An 18,217-nucleotide genomic window follows, 5' to 3' on the forward strand; every position below is an offset into this window, starting at 1 on the left:
GAAATGACCGATACCATTTTGGTAGTAGATGATGATTTAGGTATCCAAAAGCAACTTAAATGGAGTCTTACCGATTACAACGTTGTTTTTGCGGACGATCACACATCTGCCATAGCCCAGCTCCGTCGTTTTGAACCTAAGGTTGTTACCCTAGATTTAGGGCTTCCGCCAGATCCAGCGAATGCGTCGGAAGGTTTGCGTATTCTTCACGACATCATTGCGCTAGCGCCTAGAACCAAAGTTATCGTTGTTACAGGTAATAACGATAAACAACACGCATTAAAAGCAATCGATTTTGGGGCATACGATTTTTATCAGAAGCCTATCGATTCAGATACCATCAAATTATTGGTGCACCGTGCGCTTAACCTGTCTAAGTTAGAGCATGAGAATAGCATTCTTGCCCGCACCCGTTCTGGCATGTCCAGAATAGTGGGTAACAGCGAAGCTATTCAAAAAGTGGTACGTCGCGCTGAGAAAATTGCCAATACCGACATAAGCACTCTGTTACTTGGTGAAAGTGGCACAGGTAAAGAAGTTTTCGCGCGCAGTATTCACGAACACAGCCCTAGAAAAGACAAACCTTTTGTTGCTATTAACTGTGCGTCTATCCCAGAGAACTTACTAGAAAGTGAGTTGTTCGGTTACGAAAAAGGGGCGTTTACTGGCGCGAACAAAACCACCGTCGGCAAGATAGAAACAGCACAAGGCGGAACACTGTTTTTAGATGAGATTGGTGATATGCCCATTGGTCTGCAAGCTAAGATGCTTCGGTTTTTGCAGGAGCGCGTGATCGAGCGCGTTGGTGGACGCAATGAAATTCCCGTTGATATACGCGTAATTTGTGCAACGCACCGCGATTTACAGGCTATGGTGGCGCAAGAAACGTTCAGGGAAGATTTATATTACCGTGTGGGGGAAATGCCGATCATGATCCCTCCTTTACGTGAACGAGACCAAGACATTATTTTACTTGCACGTACGTTCTTGAATATTTATCGCGAAGAATTCAAAGCTAAAGCGAAGAGCTTTTCAGAAACTGCAGTTAACGCCATGCTAGCCCATAAGTGGCCGGGCAACATTCGAGAAATGCAAAACAAGCTAAAGTCGGCGGTTATTATGGCTGAAGGTACGGTAATTCAACCTGACGATTTAGGCTTGATGCCTGTAGATGCTCATGATGAGCCTGAAACGTTGAATCTGCGTGAAGTGCGAGAAATTGCTGAAAGTCGAGCTATTCGCAGGGCCTATCAAAAAGCAGATAAGAATATGTCGAAAACGGCAGAATTACTTGGCGTCACTCGTCCCACGTTGTATTCGCTCATTGATAAATACCATATGGAAGACATCAAAAATAGCGACTAGGGTAGACATGACTACCAAACAGGAGAGAAATGTACTCCTCACCTGTTGGTATCTGGGCGAACTCGCAGTTCGCCTTTATCCTTGTGTACCCACCTAAAAGACAAACTGGCAGTGAGACTCTGCTAAGACGTCATGACCGCTGAAGGTCACCTCAACCGACACTTGGTTAGAGCCACGCTCAACAAAGATAACGCTCCCACAAATGTTACACACGTGGTGGGTTTCGTCATTAGCCTCGTGTAGTTCCGCTAGCGCTGACGGTGCACAGTCAATAACCAGCTGCTCTTTTTCAACTGTAACGCGCAGTTCACTGGTATCTGAATGGCTTAGCGTTTCGTCATCGGCGTCAAGCTCTCCGATATGATCAATTTCATATTGAATTGCTTGGCAGCTGCAGCTTCCTCTGTACATATCTCTATTCCTCTACTGCTATTTCTCGAGGGTCTCCGGCCATTTGATACTTGCCACGTTGTTGAACGATGTGGCAATTCTCGAACCAGGAAAATTAAACTTCGTATCTAGTGGAGTGGGGTATTCCCTTGGAGTTTTAAGCGTTTCGATTACGCCAACCCATCCATTTCTCCCTGATAACTTAGTGGCATACAGCGCGTAATCGATAACGGCGAATGTACGTTTCCACGCGGTATCAAAGTCTTCCTCTCTATCTGGAGGAAGCAGCGAAAAGCCAATGCTACAAGTAATATTGATTGGTTTTTCTAAGCCGATATCAAAAGGGGTGCTTGCGACCATTTCTCGGCAGCGCTCGGCAACCTCAGGGAGCTCTTCACGAGTGGATTGGCGACAAACCACAAGAAACTCCTCGCCTCCCCATCGAATAATTAAATCCGTTTGTCTGAACACCTCTTTGAGGACATTGGCAAACGCTGATAGCACTTTATCGCCGGCAATATGCCCATAGTCGTCGTTGATGCGCTTGAAGTGGTCGATATCAATAAGTAAGCAAAGTAAGTCTTGTTTCGTCTTTCCTGTACTGGGGCTTTGTTTTGCCGAGAACTGGCTGCGCCTTATTTCACCGGGAAGCTGCGATTCGAGGTAGTGCCTATTGTACAAACCCGTTAACGGATCGCGCAGGCTTACCTCTTCTAGCGTTTTATAGGCTCTTTCCAGTTCTTGATTTTTTTCTTGAAGATTGAGTGTTTGCTGGCGTACTTCTCGGCGCAAAATAATCGTTTGCTGACGTTGTTTGTAGCGGCTCCACACTAAAAACGTCAAGAGTAACGCTGCTAATGATATGCTCCAAAAAAGAGTCGTCTGCAGGTTTTCTCGCTCAGCTTGCGCTAACGCCAGCTGCTTGGACTCTTCCAGTTTCTCCAACGTCCTAGATTGCCTCACAAGCTCAATCTCAGCCTGCAGACCTTCAATGGCAGACTTGTTTTCTGAATCAAGTAGTACCTCACGCAGCTGCTGCATAACAGATTGAATATCTAGGGCTTTTTTGAATTCGCCTAGTGATACAAAGGCGCTTAGCTGTAACGAAAGAAAACTAAGCTGTCCTCTAAGGTCTCTATTTTTTCTCGCGTCAATGGTACCCGTGCGGGCCTCTTCTAAGGCTAATTCGAAACTCTGCTCTTTCATATAGGCTTGCGCTAAAGCGAGTCTGCCTTCTTTGACCAATTTTGCCTGACCCGATGAATCGGCAAATTGCATGGCTTCTTGCAATAACTCTCGCCCTTTAGCTGTATCGCCGTTTTCAACCAGTGCTCTTCCCAATAGCATTTTTGCTTCGGCTATGGCCCCTACATCAGAGGTGGATAGCAGGAGTTCAAGACCTTCGTTAATTGCTCTTATCGCTTGGTCTACAGAGCCTGTTTTGAGAGACAGGGCACCAATACGAGTTTTGATCACACCAAGTAATCGGGTCTCCTGTGTTTCCTCGATACTGTCGAAAGCGTCTTGGTAGTAGGTATGAGCCAACGTAGCTTGGTTGAGCAAACTGTATATCTCACCGATGCGCAGCAACGTAACACTCATTTCACTGGCCATGTTATTTTCACGAAAGTAACGTAGCGCTTGCTTTAACGGTTCCAAAGCGGTTTCAATTTCGCCTTGTTCTTGTTGAATTATGCCTAGCTCAAGGTTCAATTGAGCCTTAAGTAATTCATTACGCTCAATTTGAGCAATAGACATAGCGCGACGCACATAAGTCAGTGCAATGGCATAATTTGAGAGGTGTCTTTCTGAGGTGGCTAGTTGTAATAGCGTTGACGCCATTTTGTTTAATTCACCATCTGTGGTGTAGCGCTCTAAGGCGGCATTAAAAATGGCTTTTGACACCTCAAAACGCGATGCGTTTTGAAGTAAGAGTCCGAGGGCAGAAAATGTATCAGCAGACATTTGTTGCTGTTGTAGCGCTTGCTCTAAAAGCAACAGTGCCTTGCTATCGGCGTCAGCATATTGCTTGGCATTTAAAAGGTTTTCGACATCAGCAATTTCGGTATTGAAAAGCTCGAACGCTTCTACCGTTTTTACCTGTGCGCCATGCACAGCAATTAGCAGGGCACACACCAGCACGCGCACTGTGCTAAATCCTTCACGGCCCATTCGATTGTATCTCCTATACGCTGTCAGAACATGCTGTCGGTGAGTATCCCAGTAGGCTAACGCCAAGGCAACATTATTATTGTGAAGGATAAAACGAATGAAATACGTATTTGGATTTATACTTTAGTCTAATTTATGCTGTTATCTTCAATCCACTCTCGAATCAGTGCAGACTTGGCTTTACCTGTCTTTTGGGCAATGTTTGCAAGTTTTTCAATACATTGCGGTGTTAACGTGAAGGTAGCATGTCGCATACCTTCTGATTTTACAGGCTTTCTTATCGGCACAACGCGCTCTGTACGAACGTCTTTTAAATCGTTTTTTGCCGCCGATGGTTGCTTTTTATCCACTTTACCTTGGGCATAAAGCAGCGCATCGTCGATAAAATCTTCTACAGTTCGTAGATTGGGCTTAGCTAACGGCTTCGACTTTTTGAGGTTGAGTAAACTCATAAGCATCCTCCACTTTGCCAGCTAGTAGCTCTTCAAACAAGGTTCTTATTTCTGTGGCCGCTTTACCTTCTGGTTCACTCTCAATAACTGACTGCCCTGACTCTTCTGAATCGTCATACATGTTTCTACTAAAAGTAACAGAGTTTAGGACGGGAATACCAAATGAGCGACACACTTCTTTTGCCTCTAGAATACGGTTTGCCAGGCTAGGTAGAGAAGGGCACTGTGTGATAACGAACGCGGCGTTCATTTTCGGGTTAACCATTTTACAGGTAGATAAAATATCTTCCATGTGAGGTACCGTTTTGAGATCGCGACGTTTGGGTCTAAGTGGAATCAGTATATGGTCAGCAACCGCCATTGACGAGCGAAGCGCTAGGTTATCTTGTCCACCACAGTCTATTACAACGTAATCGTAATACTGACGCAGGCTAAGTAATTCGTTACGTATTTTACCGTATAACTGAACACAGTTAATTTCAGCGAGACGAGGGTTAGCTTTACGCTCTTGGATCCAGTCTGAGGTCGTTCGCTGCGGGTCACAGTCGACCATTAACACCTTGGCACCTTTTTCAGTGCGAAGATACACTGCAATGTTTTGCGCCAGGCAGCTCTTTCCGCTACCGCCTTTTTCTCCACCAACCAAAATAATCATGGTGATAACCCTCGAATATCGCTTATGTTAAAATACTGAGCGTTACGGTGGGTCGTGAATGGTGTCACGACCGTACCTAACCTCCACTCAAAGCATAGGCAGGCTATCAGCTAGGTTCAGCATCAAAATCGATATTAACGAATGTAAGGCAATACCTATTGATTTGTGCAAAAACTCATTCTAGTCTTCTTACTTTATAATTGAGATTACCGATAAGAGGTTGTTATGTCAGAAAGTCGCTTCACTTCCAAAGAAGGCCAAAAAGTACCTAGCGTTTCATTTCCGTGCAGAGAAGGTGAGACGTGGGTAACGAAAACGACAGATGAATTATTTTCTGGCAAAAATGTCGTGGTGTTCTCACTTCCAGGTGCTTTTACACCAACCTGTTCTTCTACCCACTTGCCTCGCTATAACGCTTTAGCGAAAAAGTTTGCGAAACACGGCGTTGATGAGATTGTTTGTGTATCGGTAAACGATACTTTTGTTATGAATGCATGGGCCGCAGATCAAGAAGCCGCTAACATAACCGTTATTCCCGACGGTAACGGAGAATTTACCGATGGCATGGGTATGCTAGTCGATAAAGCGGATTTGGGTTTCGGCAAAAGAAGTTGGCGTTACTCAATGCTAGTGAAAGATGGCGTGGTAGACAAAATGTTTATTGAACCTGATGTAGCTGGCGACCCGTTTGAGGTGTCGGATGCAGATACCATGCTGGCTTACATTGCGCCAGAGGAGCAAACTAACGCACCTGTTTCTATTATCACAAAACCGGGTTGTCCTTTCTGTGCTAAAGCGAAAAAACTGCTTGATGAAAAAGGCTACGAGTACGAAGAAATCGTGTTGGGCAAAGATGCATCACTAACCAGCTTAACGGCGATTAGCGGTCGAGAAACTGTGCCGCAGGTCTTTATCGGTGGTAAACATATCGGTGGTTCTGACGATCTAGAGGTTTACTTTAGCTAACGTAATATACGTATTAATCGTCACAAGAAACGGGAGCATGGTAAACTGCTCCCGTTTTTTATTAATTATCCGTAGCGGAGAATAATAGTGTCATCGAAGTTTTTTGTAAAAATGCTCATAGGTATTGTTGCGCTTTTAGGTGTAAATATGGCTATAGCCGCAAATTTATCTATACCCGATACGAGCGAAATGAAAAGCAGAAGTTTTTCAGACCTTCAAAATCAGTTCAAAGCATTTTACGAAAAAGAGTGGGGCCAAACCCAGCCGTGTAGAGAAACGGCACTCAATCGTTTTTCGGTATGCAGCAACGTATTGCGCAATGAAGGCAATTCGCCTTTCATGCTGACCAACAAATCAAGCAGCAAGGTGGCAGTGCTTATCCACGGCTTAAGCGACTCACCTTTCTTCATGCGTGAAATCGCCAACATCTTATTTGAACAGGGTTTTACTGTGGTCGTGCCGCTTTTGCCTGGGCATGGTAAACGAGATGCCGATGATGACATGTCTGACTGGGATTTAGCTGAGCGCTGGCAGGAGCATGTTGATGAAGTCATTAAATTGGCTGATAGCATGGGTGATACTTTGCTTGTAGGTGGCTTCTCTACAGGTGGTGCGCTGGCGGTTGAACATTATCTGGATAGTGCAGGAAACGAAGTAAATAATATTGATGGTCTTATGCTATTTTCTGGCGCGCTGGCGCTGTCTGATAATGCTGAAAGTATGTCTCGAATTTGGGGCATTAAACTTTTAGCCAGAATTATTGATGGAACCTATCAAACTCATGGCCCCAACCCTTATAAGTATCCAAATGTGGCAGGTTTAGCAGGGTTGGAATTGATGGATTTAATAAACATCATTCGGGACAAAGTCGAGGAAGGACAGCAAATTGAAGTGCCGCTATTTGCCGCTCATTCTCAAGCTGATGTAACCACGCCAATTCGCGGCATAGAGCAGTTAATGGACGCAAGTAAAGGTCCGAATACCTTTTTCGTTATCGATGAATCGTACGGGTTGTGCCATGCAGATTTAGTTGTGAATACAAGCTTGCTCAATAAAATGAATTTCAACGCAAGCATGGTTAATCAGCAAGAAGAGTGTGCGGTACCTAAAGCAAACCCGCTATTTTCAACCATGGGCCTTATGTTGCGAGATTACCTGTCTCAGTTTGAATAAGTTACTGGGGCCTGTTGACCTCTGGTGTACAACAAAGGTCAACAGGCCCTAGCTTAGCGACATTAACGGCTAGCTTTACTGCTTGGTTACATCACGCTATTATTTCGTTGCACAATAGACAGCAATATTTTGAGTACAGTATTTGAGAAAGTTTCGGATTGGTTTAACGCGCAAACGGTATAGGTCGGCGAATGCAAGTTCGTTTATCCTTACACTGTTCTTAATGATGGCCCTCGTGTCGTCAGGTAGCGCTGTATCTATCGAACATTCATACGAACATGCCCATTCAATGTCGGTGATGACACCGCAGTCGGATGCTGCTCATGCTAACCATCAGGTTCGAATGCCTGAGTCTGCTAATACACATTGTCAGCACCAAGAATTGTCATCACAACATGCGGATTTAAGTGTTAAAAACAGCAAGAGCAAACCCGCTCAGTTCGACGGCGTACAAGTTAGCGATGCAGGCGTGAATAGCGTGAAAGCATCGCAGATGAGTGACATGTCTTGCTGCAAGGATGAATGTAATTGCCCAGCCGATCACTGTTTTAATCTTAGCGCGAGTGCGCTTATTCAGCCTACCGTTGAAACCGAAATATCGGTAGCCAGAATGGCTGCCACTGCACCTATACTGGGGCAGCGCTCATCTCCTCACTTCGGGCAGTTTCGCCCACCTAAGTCACTTTTCACAGCATAGATCTATCTCGCGGATTTATTTCGCAGCAGAGACGTTTTTATGTCACGACGTCGTCTTGTCGTTTTGAGATGTCTCTAATCTTTTATCTATGTAACGCGTGGTAAGCCTTTTTGCTAATCCCCTTTGTCGAATTTAGCGAAGAGCGGGGCAACGTCAACACGCCTTACACCTGAAAAGTGATGTTATACATGAGCAACTATTCGGTACCCAAAAAAGTGAACGAAAGCGCTAACAGACCTTGTAAAGTAAGCGCCTTGTTCGCCTTAATTTTTGTGCTTTCTTCTTTTTTGATGGCTAATAAGCCCGTTGTCGCGCAGACCCTAAGCCTGGAACAAGCGCTGCAGTTAGCTATTCAATACGACCCTTTGCTTAAAGGGAATGCGCATCGAAAGGATCGCTTTAATGCAGAAGCAGAAGCGTCATCATATTGGGCAAACCCTCAGGTTTCAGCGTCTGTGCAAAACTTGCCTACAGACGGCTTCGCATTTGACCAAGAGCCTATGACGCAATTTAAAGTTGGTTTGAAGCAGCAGTTACCGCGAGGCGATGAAAACCTTTACAGCCAGCAAAAGTATCAAGTTATGGCTGATCAAATGTCGGTAGAGAGCCAAGCGAGAAAGGCGTGGCTTAAGCGTGAAGTCACGCTTACCTGGTTAAACTGGGTTTACGCAGCACGTCGCCTTGGCTTATTAGACAAAGAGAAGCTATTGCTTACACAGCTGCTCGATTTTACTGAATCCAGATACAGCCAGGCGTTGGTGCAGCGGCGCAGCAAGACATACTGCAAGTGCGCTTGGCATTGTTGTCACTAGACGACAAATATGTGCAGGCCTACCAGCAAAAAAATGAAGCGAGATCGGCACTTTCAAAATGGTTTGGTGCGCCGCTAGATGACTCTGTAAGCGCACCGCTGGCTCAATCAACGCAAGACGCCATTGAAGTCGATGCCATTTTAAATGACAGCAACCTAAGCCTTTCTTCGTTCTTAACGGTTATTGATAGCAGTGAGCCTTTTTCAATACTACAGCATCACCCCGAGGCAACATTACTTAAGATTCAAACCCAGATAGAGGCGCAAAATCTAAATATAGCGCGAGAACAAACTAAGTCTCAGTGGGCATTTGAAGCAAGCTATGGATACAGACAAGACGCGCAAAATGGCGCAAGCCGGGCTGACTTTGTGTCACTTGGTGTTCAAGTAGACCTTCCGTTTTTCAATAAGTCTCGTCAAGACGCTTCAATAGCCGCTGCGGCTTCCAAAATGAGTGCGTCTGAAACGGATTTTCGCTTGAAAGTGAACGAGCTTGCCGCGAATGCAGAGGTGCTTAAATCACGCTTGTCAGCGCTAAGTGAGCGCAAAGCGCTTTATGAAACGGCGTTAATTGATGAAACACAGCAACTTTCTGAAGCTGAGCTAACAGCTTACACCACAGACACAGGTGATATCGGTGATGTTGTCAATGCCAACCTCAAGCAAGTACAAGTGCAGGATGATTTACTCAAAATCGACATCGAGCGCGCCAGAACACTGGCGTCACTTGCTTATTTGTACCTGCCCACTCACGCCCATTTTTCGAATAAAGAGTAGTTAATATGACATCTTCAACTCACCCTGCGCCAGATACAAAGAGCACGCTAATAAAAGGTTTGCTAGTAGGTCTGCTATTTGGCGGCCTGATAGCGTTCGGCTTGGCCTCACTATTGTTGTCTGACTCATCAAAACACGGAAATGGTGAAAGTGCCCACAGCGGAGTAAACACCCACAGCGATAAAAATGCCCACAGCGGAGTAAACACCCACAGCGATAAAAGTGCCCACAGCGATAATAAAGCCCCTTTATATTGGGTAGCGCCTATGGATGACAGCTATCGCCGTGACAAACCGGGAAAGTCACCGATGGGAATGGACTTGGTGCCTGTATACGCCAATGACGACGCAACATCTGCGAAAAGTAATGAGCGTACGCCAGGTACCGTAGTGATTCCGCCAAATGTACAGCACAATATAGGTGTTAAAGTCGCGCCCGTTACCATTGGAGCACTTCAACAGACCGTAACGGCGGTGGGCAACGTTGCTTACGATGAAGATAGCATTGTGCACATCCACCCTAGAGTATCAGGTTGGGTCGACAGGCTTTTCATTAAATCTCAAGGTGAGCAAGTAGAAAAAGGACAGGCACTTTATACCCTGTATTCGCCAGAATTAGTTAGCGCACAAGAAGAATACGTTTTAGCTCTTAAGCGAGGAGATTCACGTTTAATTGAGGGTGCAGCCGAGCGCCTAAAAACTCTAGGGCTATCAAAGGGCGTTATCGAAGCATTGCAAAAAAGTAGACGGGTAGCACAAACCGTCACATTTAACGCGCCGCAAAGCGGTGTAGTAGAAGCGCTGAATATTCGGGAGGGGTTTTACGTTCAGCCCGGGACAACCTTGATGAGCATCGCACAGCTAGATACGGTGTGGGTGATTGCTGAGGTACCTGAAAAATACGCGCAAATCATAGCGCCTCATAATAGCGCTGTGGTTACCCTCGACGAAATGGACCATGGGTCCGATGCTAAATGGGAAAGCCACGTAGAGTATATTTATCCGTCTTTGTCGGAAACAACGCGAACCTTGAAAGTGCGCATACCGCTGAACAATAACAACCACATGTTAAAGCCCAATATGTTTGCCCACGTTGGAATAAAGCCTACTCAACGCAAGGCGGCGTTACTGGTTCCTCGCAGTGCCGTTATTCGCACGGCAGAGGGCGCAAAAGTGGTACTCAGTGATGGCGATGGCAATTTTAAGTCGGTACGCGTAACACTGGGGCAAAGCGATAGTACACATTTTGAAGTAGTTGAAGGCTTGCTCCCCGAGGATGATGTTGTGGTATCAGCACAATTTTTGATTGATTCAGAGTCGTCGAAAAGCAGTGACTTTGAGCGAATGAAAGCGCCCGATCACCAGGCCACGACAACAGGTACAATTGAGGCAATTGAATTGCCAGCTGACACCGAAACGAATGGCGCTTCGAATAACGCAACGTTAGTAATCGCTCGCGGGCCGATTGAAAAATGGGGGCGGGGACCTGCGACAATGTCATTTGCGGTATCAAAGCATATTGACTTATCTCAGTTTAGTGAAGGTGACAACATCATGTTCACCTTTGTGACTGGCGAAGAATTCACGGTTATTGATATGCGAAAGCGTAGTGAAAATGCGGTGGACAAGGGCATGGTGCATGACTCAGGTCACAGCAATCATAAACATGATGCAGGTAACCTGAAGAGTAATGGAGAGCAAAGCGATGCTCACAAGTCGATGGTTCACAAGTCGGCAGAACAAAAATCGATAAATCATAAGGAGCATATGCACCATGATTGAATCGGTAATTCGCTGGTCGGTAAACAATAGAATACTGGTATTGCTGAGCGCTATTATGCTCAGTATTGCGGGTGTCTGGGCGGTGAAAAATACCCCCGTTGATGCTATCCCTGATTTATCTGATGTCCAAGTCATAGTGAAAGTAAGCTATCCCGGTCAGTCGCCGCAAGTGGTGGAAGATCAGGTGACGTTTCCTCTCACCTCTGCGCTAATGTCAGTGCCTGGCGCACAGGCGGTGCGAGGGTATTCATTCTTCGGCGATGCCTACGTATATATAATCTTTGATGATGATACAGACATGTACTGGGCTCGAAGCCGTGTTCTGGAATACTTAAGCCAAGCGTCTTCGCAACTTCCAGAAGGCGTGACACCTCAGTTAGGTCCAGATGCGACAGGGGTAGGTTGGGTTTACATTTATGCGTTGGAGAACGATGCTAGTCAGCCAAATGCGCTAGATGCTGGTGAGTTAAGGGCGTTGCAAGACTGGTTCTTGAAGTTTGAGCTTCAGTCAGTTGAAGGCGTTTCTGAAGTTGCGTCTGTTGGAGGGATGGTTAAACAATACCAAGTTATTGTCGACCCTGAAAAATTACGTGCCTACAACATTCAGCCATCCATGATAGACATTGCCCTTAAACGGGGTAACCGCGCGTCAGGCGCTTCGGTTATTGAAATGGCCGAGGCAGAGTACATGGTTAGTGCGCAAAGCTACATTCAGGGCATTGATGACATACTGGCGTTGCCCACAGGTGTTATTAAGGACGGCGTTAGCATAACGATTAACGATGTAGCACAAGTGGTAGAAAGCCCGTTGATGCGCCGAGGTATTGCAGAACTAAACGGGAATGGCGAAACCGTGGGTGGCATTATAGTGATGCGCTATGGCGAAAACGCAAAAGCCACTATCGATGCGGTTAAAGCTAAGCTGGATTCATTAAAAGCGAGCTTGCCGGAAGGGGTGAATATCGTTCCCGTGTACGATCGCTCCACCCTTATTGATAAGTCCGTCGATACCCTCACCAATAAGTTGGTGGAGGAATTGCTTGTCGTTGGTTTGGTATGCGCTATCTTCTTGTTTCACTTACGTTCATCTATGGTTGCGCTAATCAGTTTGCCTATTGGTATTCTCGCCGCGTTTATCGTAATGAAGCTGCAGGGACTTAATGCCAACATCATGTCTTTAGGTGGCATTGCTATCGCTATTGGTGCAATGGTGGATGGCGCTATTGTTGTGGTTGAAAATTTACACAAGCACATTCATCAGCATGCTGTTTCATCAAGTCAGGGAGACTCAGCGAGTCAAAGGGATTCAGCGAGTCAAAGGGATTCAGCAAGTCAGGTTGGGTCAGGGAGTGCCCAGTCGCAAACATCTATACCAACCTCTGCAAAGCTTTCGGCAGCCAAACGTTGGGAACTGGTGATTAAGTCGACCACCGAAGTTGGTCCAGCTTTATTCTTTGCGCTCCTAATTATAACCGTATCCTTTATTCCTTTTTTTGCATTGGAAGCGCAAGAAGGGCGTCTTTTTGCGCCTCTTGCTTTTACCAAAACCTATGCCATGGCAGCAGCTGCGGCGCTGGCAATTACTTTAGTTCCTGTGCTGGCGGGTTATTTTGTACGCGGAAAAATACGATCTGAAGCCCAGAACCCGGTAAATAGAGCTTTAGAGCGCGTATATCAACCATTGCTGACGCGGCTGCTTAACTACCCACTGCTCACTTTGGCGGGGGCATTTTGCTTGTTGCTTTCCATGTACTGGCCGTTAAGCCAACTAGGTAGTGAATTTATGCCCGAACTGGACGAAGGCGATTTGATGTATATGCCTACAACCTACCCGGGTATTTCAGTGGGTAAAGCCAGAGAGCTTTTACAGCAGACGGACAAGCTTATTGCAACCTTGCCCGAGGTTGAAACGGTATTCGGGAAAATTGGACGCGCAGATACGGCCACAGACCCTGCACCATTGACGATGATTGAAACCTTCATTCAGCTTAAACCGAAAGCGCAGTGGAGGGAGGGCATGACCACTGAAAAGCTCAAAGAAGAGCTTAACGCTCTGGTGCAATTTCCTGGGCTGACCAATGCGTGGGTAATGCCAATTAAAACCCGAATCGACATGTTGGCAACCGGGATAAAAACCCCTGTTGGGATCAAGATTGCGGGGCCTGACCTTGCAGGCATTGAAGCCATCGGAAAGGATATTGAGATACTGCTTAAAGACCTGCCCAATACAGCATCAGTATACGCTGAGCGTGTGGTGGGTGGCCGTTACGTTTATATCGATATCGACAGGCAGTTGGCGGCGCGCTACGGCATGATGATAGACGATGTTCACAGTATTGTAGGCTCGGCAGTGGGCGGTAAAGTGGTTACACAATCAGTGGAAGGGCGTGAGCGTTTTCCTATTGCCATGCGCTTTTTACAGCACTACCGCGATACGCCTGAATCTTTAGCATCCATGCCTTTCGTCACACCAAGCGGTGTTCACATTACCCTTGGCGATGTGGCGACCGTGCGTATTGACGACGGGCCGGCTGGGATTAAAAGTGAAAATGCCCGATTAAACGGATGGGTATACATTGATATCTCGTCAGACTCAGCCACGGGTATTGACTTAGGGGGTTATGTAGATAGCGCAAAACGTCATTTGTCAGAGCAACTTGATTTACCCACTGGATACTCCATTACGTGGGCGGGGCAGTTTGCTTACCTTGAGCGCGCGAAAGCAAAACTGTCGGTGGTTATACCGCTAACGTTAGCCATTATCTGCCTTTTGCTTTATCTGGCATTTAAACGCCTTCGCGATGTGGCACTCATACTCGCGACCTTACCGTTGGCGCTGGTGGGCAGTGTATGGTTGCTTTACCTTCTTAACTTCAATCTGTCGGTGGCGGTAGGTGTTGGGTTTATTGCCTTAGCAGGTGTAGCGGTAGAAATAGGCGTTATCATGCTGGTCTATCTAAACCAATATGTATCAGATGCACTCACTAGCCACGAAACAGAAAATGGCAACACTAAAAAAGATGCGCTTGTGAAAAAGGCTATTGTCCATGCCGCCTCGGCAAGACTTCGCCCAGTTATGATGACATCGCTTTCTATTATTGTTGGCTTGTTGCCTGTGCTTTATGCCACTGGAACTGGTAGTGAAGTGATGCAGCGCATTGCGGCGCCTATGGTAGGCGGTATGGCGAGTGCACTGGTATTAACACTGTTGGTATTGCCAAGCGCGTTTTACTTAATTGTGTCACGCAAAAAATAATAGAGTTGAAAGTGCAGTAGAGTAGATAAAGCATGGGGAAGCGATAACACGCTTCCCTGCGCTTTATTTTTAAAGCATTGTGCGATCAGTGCGCTGCCGCGTGATCTTTCTCATAACCTTCCGCGTGATCTTCCGCATGCTCTTCCGCATATTCCTCAACTTGTTGCCAAACGCGCAAAAGGTTTCCGCTCAATATCTTTTCAATGTCGGTACGGCTATAACCTCTATCCAGCAATCCTTGTACTAGGTTTGGAAAACTCGCCACGTCTTTAAGCCCAATGGGGAGTGAGTCACCTACACCGTCATAGTCTGAACCAATACCCACGTGATCAACACCAATCAGTTTTACCACGTGATCGATATGGTCAAGCACTTCGTCTAGGGTTGAATAAGGGTATGGCACTTCTTTGCGATAATTCTCTTCAAAGTTCTCTAGCTTAGGGCTGTCTTCGCCTTCTTTTTCAACCAAGGCTTTGCGCGCTGCAGTAAGGCCACTACGCCACTTTCCAGCTTCTTTAGATACAAAACTAGAACCAAAGTTAATCATAATAACACCGCCATTTTCGCCGAGTTTTTTGATCATCTCGTCGTCCATGTTGCGCTCAAAACCGGGGGTAAAGCGGCGCAGTGAAGAATGTGACGCTATAACTGGCACCTTTGTTAACTCAATAACTTGGTAAAAGGCGTCGTCAGACACATGGGAAATATCCAGCATAATACCAATGTTGTTCATTTCGCCCACTAAGGTTTTGCCAAACGGGCTAAGGCCTTTCCATTTTCTGCGCAGGTCATACGAAGAGTCAGAAATGTGGTTAGCTTGACTATGAGCAAGGGTGATGTAGCGAATCCCGCGCTCGTAAAAAGCCGTTAGATTCGCCAAGTCACCTTGAATAGGAGAACCATTTTCCATGCCCATTGGCAGTGAAATTAACCCTTTTTCAAATTGGGCTTTTACGTCAGAAGGGCTTTTAGCAATGGCAAATTTATCAGGTGCACGGGCAACAATGGCTTCTACTGAATCGATGAGCTCATGGGCAAGCTGCGTAGATTCTGGAGAGTTGTCTAAACTAGCAGGCACGTAAATACTCATAAAAGGGGCGTTCAAACCACCAGATACTGCACGAGGGTAGTCGAAGTCGCCGTCCTGCGTGGCTTTAGTGACATCAACCCACTTTTCCTTTACGCGATAAGGAACATCAATGTGTCCATCAACAATAATAGTTTCTTGTGCGATCTTGATAGCTTTTTCAGATGCTGAATAAGTAGAGGTCTCAGCAAGTACAGAGTGTGAAGCAAAAAGCGCAGAGATAAGTAATGCGCAAGATGAGAGTGGGAAGCGCCCCTTCATAGAAAATCCTTATTTTGTTTTTTATCGCTTAGGTCAACAACCGCTAACTTAATAGCAATACGAGACTAAAGGATAATGCGCACTGCGACAATAGGCTTTTACTTGCTATGCATTTACCTCAGATCGCACTCACTAAGCCCTAAATTAGTCGATATTGCTCATTTTTAGAGCGCTTGTGCTTGTTTACTTCAAGTTTACATTGCAATAAAAATTTAAAACTTGTTATGGTGAAGACTGCGTGACTTCATTGCGCGAATACGGGATACTTCCAAGCGCTCCGCCAATTATCGATGACTACTATGCATCAGCGCGGCCGACGTAATTTTTTAGTGGCACCCGCTCTTCTCACATAATCAAGCCGGGGCCACAGCTAACAAGTATGAGAAATAAATATGGCTATTAATTTTGTACCGCTAGATAAAGAAAAGCATAAAGACCTAAAGGTTGCGGTAAATACATCTTTCAGCTTTGCGAAAAATACACACCTTGCAGCAGCAACGATCCGTGAATTTGCACAACTAGCTGCGACAATGCCGCTAGTGTTCATTGAAGACACTACATCAAAGCGTCACCACGTTGTGACTATGCTTGGTATGGAACAAGGTCAAAACCTTTTTCTAACTGGCGACAGCTGGAAAGGCCCTCACGTTCCAATGAACATCCTTCGCTATCCATTCGACGTGCGTCCAGACGGCGACAAGCTTGGCGTTTACATTGATGAAAACTCTGACCTTATTTCTGACGAAGGCCAAGCGCTATTTACTGAAGCTGGTGAAGCAAGCGAGTTCCTAGATAACCGTCAGAAATTCCTAGCAGACCTTGCGAATAGCGAAATGCTAACTCAGCGTTTTGTTGCGAAAGTCGTTGAACTGGACCTTCTTGATCCAATTCAAATTCGCCTTACTTACCAAGATGGTAAACAGCGCAATGTTACCGGCATGATGAGCATCAACGAGAAGAAGCTTCTTGAGCTGCCAGAAGAGCAGGTGCTTGAGCTACACAAGCAAGGCTTCCTAGGTGCTATCTACGCAGTAATGATGTCTGTTGGTCAGCTAAACCGCCTTGTTGAGCTTTCTAACGACACAGAAAACCCAATTCGCAGCATGCAGCTTTCTGCGGTTAAAGCAGAAGAAGCAGCACCCGAAGCGGCGCCAAACGCGTGATCGCTCCCTCATTTTGAAGTTTAAAAGCCCGCAAAGTTGCGGGTTTTTTTGTACCTAAAATTCACGTTCAGACTTCGTCATGTTTCGTTCAGAAACCGTTAAGTTTTAATGTCTTATCTTACACCTCGTTCCCAACACATTTTTTAAGGACAAAAGACATGAACACTAACACTAATAAGCTAAAAACTACGCTAACTGCACTATCACTTATCACAGCTTCAGTATTTACAGTCTCAGCAGCACATGCAGCTACACAAAACGAAGTACAGTTTACCGCTGTCGATCCTGAAGGATTCGATGACAACCTCTACGGTGCAAGGTATGTGCGCTACCTGGAAGAAGTTAGCGGAAACAGCGGCGCTTACCTTATAAACCCTTATCTTCAGCGTGTATCGAGTTTATCTGGTGGTTACGCCAATTTAGATGGTGCCGACTTTTTTAATCTTGGAGCGACGTTTTACATCGATGAAAACTTAATGTTAGCAATCGAAGGGGTTCATAGGAAATGGAACAATGGCTATGGCGAATCTGATAGCACCGACATAAATGCTAAGCTGGGTTACAACTTATCACGTGAGTGGCAAGTTGGCGCAGGTTTGACTTATCAGCACTTCAGCACTGAATATGCCTTCGAAGATGACGTGTTTGAAGCTAGCGGTAACGAATCTTCTGCATTAATTTTTACTCGTTACACAACTGTTGGAAAGGAGGGTAAAGGCTGGGACTTTATGGCCGAGTATATAGCTGAAAGTAATGACGTTTTTTATGGCTCAGCTCGTTACTTTTTCAATAAAGGTTTTAGTGTTGCTGGCTTGTTCACCTATTCAGATGCGCCAGACGGCTTTGTAAATGAGAAGGCTGTTGGAGTAGCACTCGATTATTGGGTTAATGAACAGTTTTCAATATCAGCAAGCTATGAAACGGATATTGATGGGGAAGAAAGTAGTGACGTTGCTTCACTTTCAGCATCCTATCGTTTCTAAGTAAGAACTCCCTGATTATTGCTATGCGTTAGCACGCGTTGATGTAAATGCAGTGAGTTAGCACTAGTCGTGTTAACTCACTCGTTTTTTAACGTGCTGATGTGGCGCAGCTGTTTGAATTACGACTAAGCATACGCGCAATACCGCTGAAAACAGCGTTAAACATAATCGTGAGATCTCGCCGCTTATTTACAGTCAAAAACAGCAGTTCATCGATTAATTACACCT

15 protein-coding genes are annotated in these 18,217 nt (G+C 45.7%); 10 read left to right on the forward strand and 5 right to left on the reverse strand.

Annotated features, from left to right (window positions below; translation table 11 throughout):
* The first annotated feature begins 3 nt into the window (after positions 1–3).
* A complete protein-coding gene (gene prsR / locus AC0J2X_RS00870) occupies positions 4–1,365 on the forward strand; it encodes a PEP-CTERM-box response regulator transcription factor (protein ID WP_014950451.1) in 1,362 nt (453 codons plus the stop codon).
* A gap of 93 nt (positions 1,366–1,458) precedes the next feature.
* On the opposite strand, the gene AC0J2X_RS00875 is transcribed toward prsR, so the two are convergent.
* The 4 genes from AC0J2X_RS00875 to AC0J2X_RS00890 form a co-directional block, all read right to left on the reverse strand.
* The gene (locus tag AC0J2X_RS00875; RefSeq protein WP_014977236.1) at positions 1,459–1,776 is read right to left on the reverse strand and encodes a GFA family protein; all 318 of its coding nucleotides are present in this window, start codon (positions 1,774–1,776) and stop codon (positions 1,459–1,461) included.
* Positions 1,777–1,794: 18 nt separating this feature from the next.
* Complete coding sequence (locus tag AC0J2X_RS00880) at positions 1,795–3,927, reverse strand: diguanylate cyclase (RefSeq protein ID WP_342341202.1); 2,133 nt, start codon at positions 3,925–3,927, stop codon at positions 1,795–1,797.
* Positions 3,928–4,055: 128 nt separating this feature from the next.
* A complete protein-coding gene (locus AC0J2X_RS00885; RefSeq protein ID WP_039227929.1) occupies positions 4,056–4,379 on the reverse strand; it encodes a hypothetical protein in 324 nt (107 codons plus the stop codon).
* Positions 4,339–5,034 (reverse strand): AAA family ATPase, encoded by a 696-nt coding sequence (locus tag AC0J2X_RS00890; RefSeq protein WP_014950447.1) that lies wholly within the window; start codon positions 5,032–5,034, stop codon positions 4,339–4,341. Before AC0J2X_RS00890 ends, AC0J2X_RS00885 begins: the two co-directional genes overlap by 41 nt.
* A gap of 225 nt (positions 5,035–5,259) precedes the next feature.
* Between AC0J2X_RS00890 and AC0J2X_RS00895 the strand changes: the two genes are divergently transcribed.
* The 7 genes from AC0J2X_RS00895 to AC0J2X_RS00925 all read left to right on the forward strand — a co-directional run bounded on the left by AC0J2X_RS00895 (position 5,260) and on the right by AC0J2X_RS00925 (position 14,495).
* Positions 5,260–6,000 carry a glutathione peroxidase gene (locus tag AC0J2X_RS00895; protein ID WP_069944774.1) on the forward strand — a complete coding sequence of 247 codons (741 nt, stop codon included), beginning with the start codon at positions 5,260–5,262 and terminating at the stop codon, positions 5,998–6,000.
* Between the two features lie 84 nt (positions 6,001–6,084).
* Entirely contained in the window at positions 6,085–7,173 is a 1,089-nt protein-coding gene (locus AC0J2X_RS00900; protein WP_170826514.1) for an alpha/beta hydrolase, read from the forward strand.
* Between the two features lie 226 nt (positions 7,174–7,399).
* Positions 7,400–7,870, forward strand: coding sequence for a hypothetical protein (locus AC0J2X_RS00905; protein ID WP_230633791.1), 471 nt, complete (start codon positions 7,400–7,402; stop codon positions 7,868–7,870).
* A 188-nt stretch (positions 7,871–8,058) separates the two neighbouring features.
* Complete coding sequence (locus AC0J2X_RS00910; RefSeq protein ID WP_342341201.1) at positions 8,059–8,682, forward strand: TolC family protein; 624 nt, start codon at positions 8,059–8,061, stop codon at positions 8,680–8,682.
* Positions 8,664–9,458, forward strand: coding sequence for a TolC family protein (locus tag AC0J2X_RS00915; protein ID WP_342341200.1), 795 nt, complete (start codon positions 8,664–8,666; stop codon positions 9,456–9,458). Before AC0J2X_RS00910 ends, AC0J2X_RS00915 begins: the two co-directional genes overlap by 19 nt.
* A gap of 5 nt (positions 9,459–9,463) precedes the next feature.
* Entirely contained in the window at positions 9,464–11,239 is a 1,776-nt protein-coding gene (locus AC0J2X_RS00920) for an efflux RND transporter periplasmic adaptor subunit (RefSeq protein ID WP_342341199.1), read from the forward strand.
* Positions 11,232–14,495: an efflux RND transporter permease subunit gene (locus tag AC0J2X_RS00925; protein ID WP_342341198.1), complete on the forward strand. Its 3,264-nt coding sequence runs from the start codon at positions 11,232–11,234 to the stop codon at positions 14,493–14,495. The genes AC0J2X_RS00920 and AC0J2X_RS00925 overlap by 8 nt, the downstream gene beginning before the upstream one ends.
* 85 nt (positions 14,496–14,580) lie before the next feature.
* On the opposite strand, the gene AC0J2X_RS00930 is transcribed toward AC0J2X_RS00925, so the two are convergent.
* Complete coding sequence (locus AC0J2X_RS00930; RefSeq protein ID WP_278347173.1) at positions 14,581–15,843, reverse strand: dipeptidase; 1,263 nt, start codon at positions 15,841–15,843, stop codon at positions 14,581–14,583.
* Positions 15,844–16,235: 392 nt separating this feature from the next.
* Between AC0J2X_RS00930 and AC0J2X_RS00935 the strand changes: the two genes are divergently transcribed.
* Positions 16,236–17,006, forward strand: a complete 771-nt coding sequence (locus tag AC0J2X_RS00935; protein WP_014950439.1) for a SapC family protein — start codon at positions 16,236–16,238, stop codon at positions 17,004–17,006.
* Between the two features lie 158 nt (positions 17,007–17,164).
* A complete protein-coding gene (locus AC0J2X_RS00940; protein WP_061486408.1) occupies positions 17,165–17,989 on the forward strand; it encodes a putative porin in 825 nt (274 codons plus the stop codon).
* Positions 17,990–18,217 lie beyond the last annotated feature (228 nt).

The sequence above is a fragment of the Alteromonas sp. R7 genome, from assembly GCF_055755235.1.

Bases quoted from the DNA above. Each gene is read 5' to 3' on its own strand.
- prsR (WP_014950451.1), top strand. From the start codon at position 4: ATGACCGATACCATTTTGGTAGTAGATGATGATTTAGGTATCCAAAAG.
- AC0J2X_RS00875 (WP_014977236.1), bottom strand. From the start codon at position 1,776: ATGTACAGAGGAAGCTGCAGCTGCCAAGCAATTCAATATGAAATTGAT.
- AC0J2X_RS00880 (WP_342341202.1), bottom strand. From the start codon at position 3,927: ATGGGCCGTGAAGGATTTAGCACAGTGCGCGTGCTGGTGTGTGCCCTG.
- AC0J2X_RS00885 (WP_039227929.1), bottom strand. From the start codon at position 4,379: ATGAGTTTACTCAACCTCAAAAAGTCGAAGCCGTTAGCTAAGCCCAAT.
- AC0J2X_RS00890 (WP_014950447.1), bottom strand. From the start codon at position 5,034: ATGATTATTTTGGTTGGTGGAGAAAAAGGCGGTAGCGGAAAGAGCTGC.
- AC0J2X_RS00895 (WP_069944774.1), top strand. From the start codon at position 5,260: ATGTCAGAAAGTCGCTTCACTTCCAAAGAAGGCCAAAAAGTACCTAGC.
- AC0J2X_RS00905 (WP_230633791.1), top strand. From the start codon at position 7,400: ATGGCCCTCGTGTCGTCAGGTAGCGCTGTATCTATCGAACATTCATAC.
- AC0J2X_RS00910 (WP_342341201.1), top strand. From the start codon at position 8,059: ATGAGCAACTATTCGGTACCCAAAAAAGTGAACGAAAGCGCTAACAGA.
- AC0J2X_RS00920 (WP_342341199.1), top strand. From the start codon at position 9,464: ATGACATCTTCAACTCACCCTGCGCCAGATACAAAGAGCACGCTAATA.
- AC0J2X_RS00925 (WP_342341198.1), top strand. From the start codon at position 11,232: ATGATTGAATCGGTAATTCGCTGGTCGGTAAACAATAGAATACTGGTA.
- AC0J2X_RS00930 (WP_278347173.1), bottom strand. From the start codon at position 15,843: ATGAAGGGGCGCTTCCCACTCTCATCTTGCGCATTACTTATCTCTGCG.
- AC0J2X_RS00935 (WP_014950439.1), top strand. From the start codon at position 16,236: ATGGCTATTAATTTTGTACCGCTAGATAAAGAAAAGCATAAAGACCTA.
- AC0J2X_RS00940 (WP_061486408.1), top strand. From the start codon at position 17,165: ATGAACACTAACACTAATAAGCTAAAAACTACGCTAACTGCACTATCA.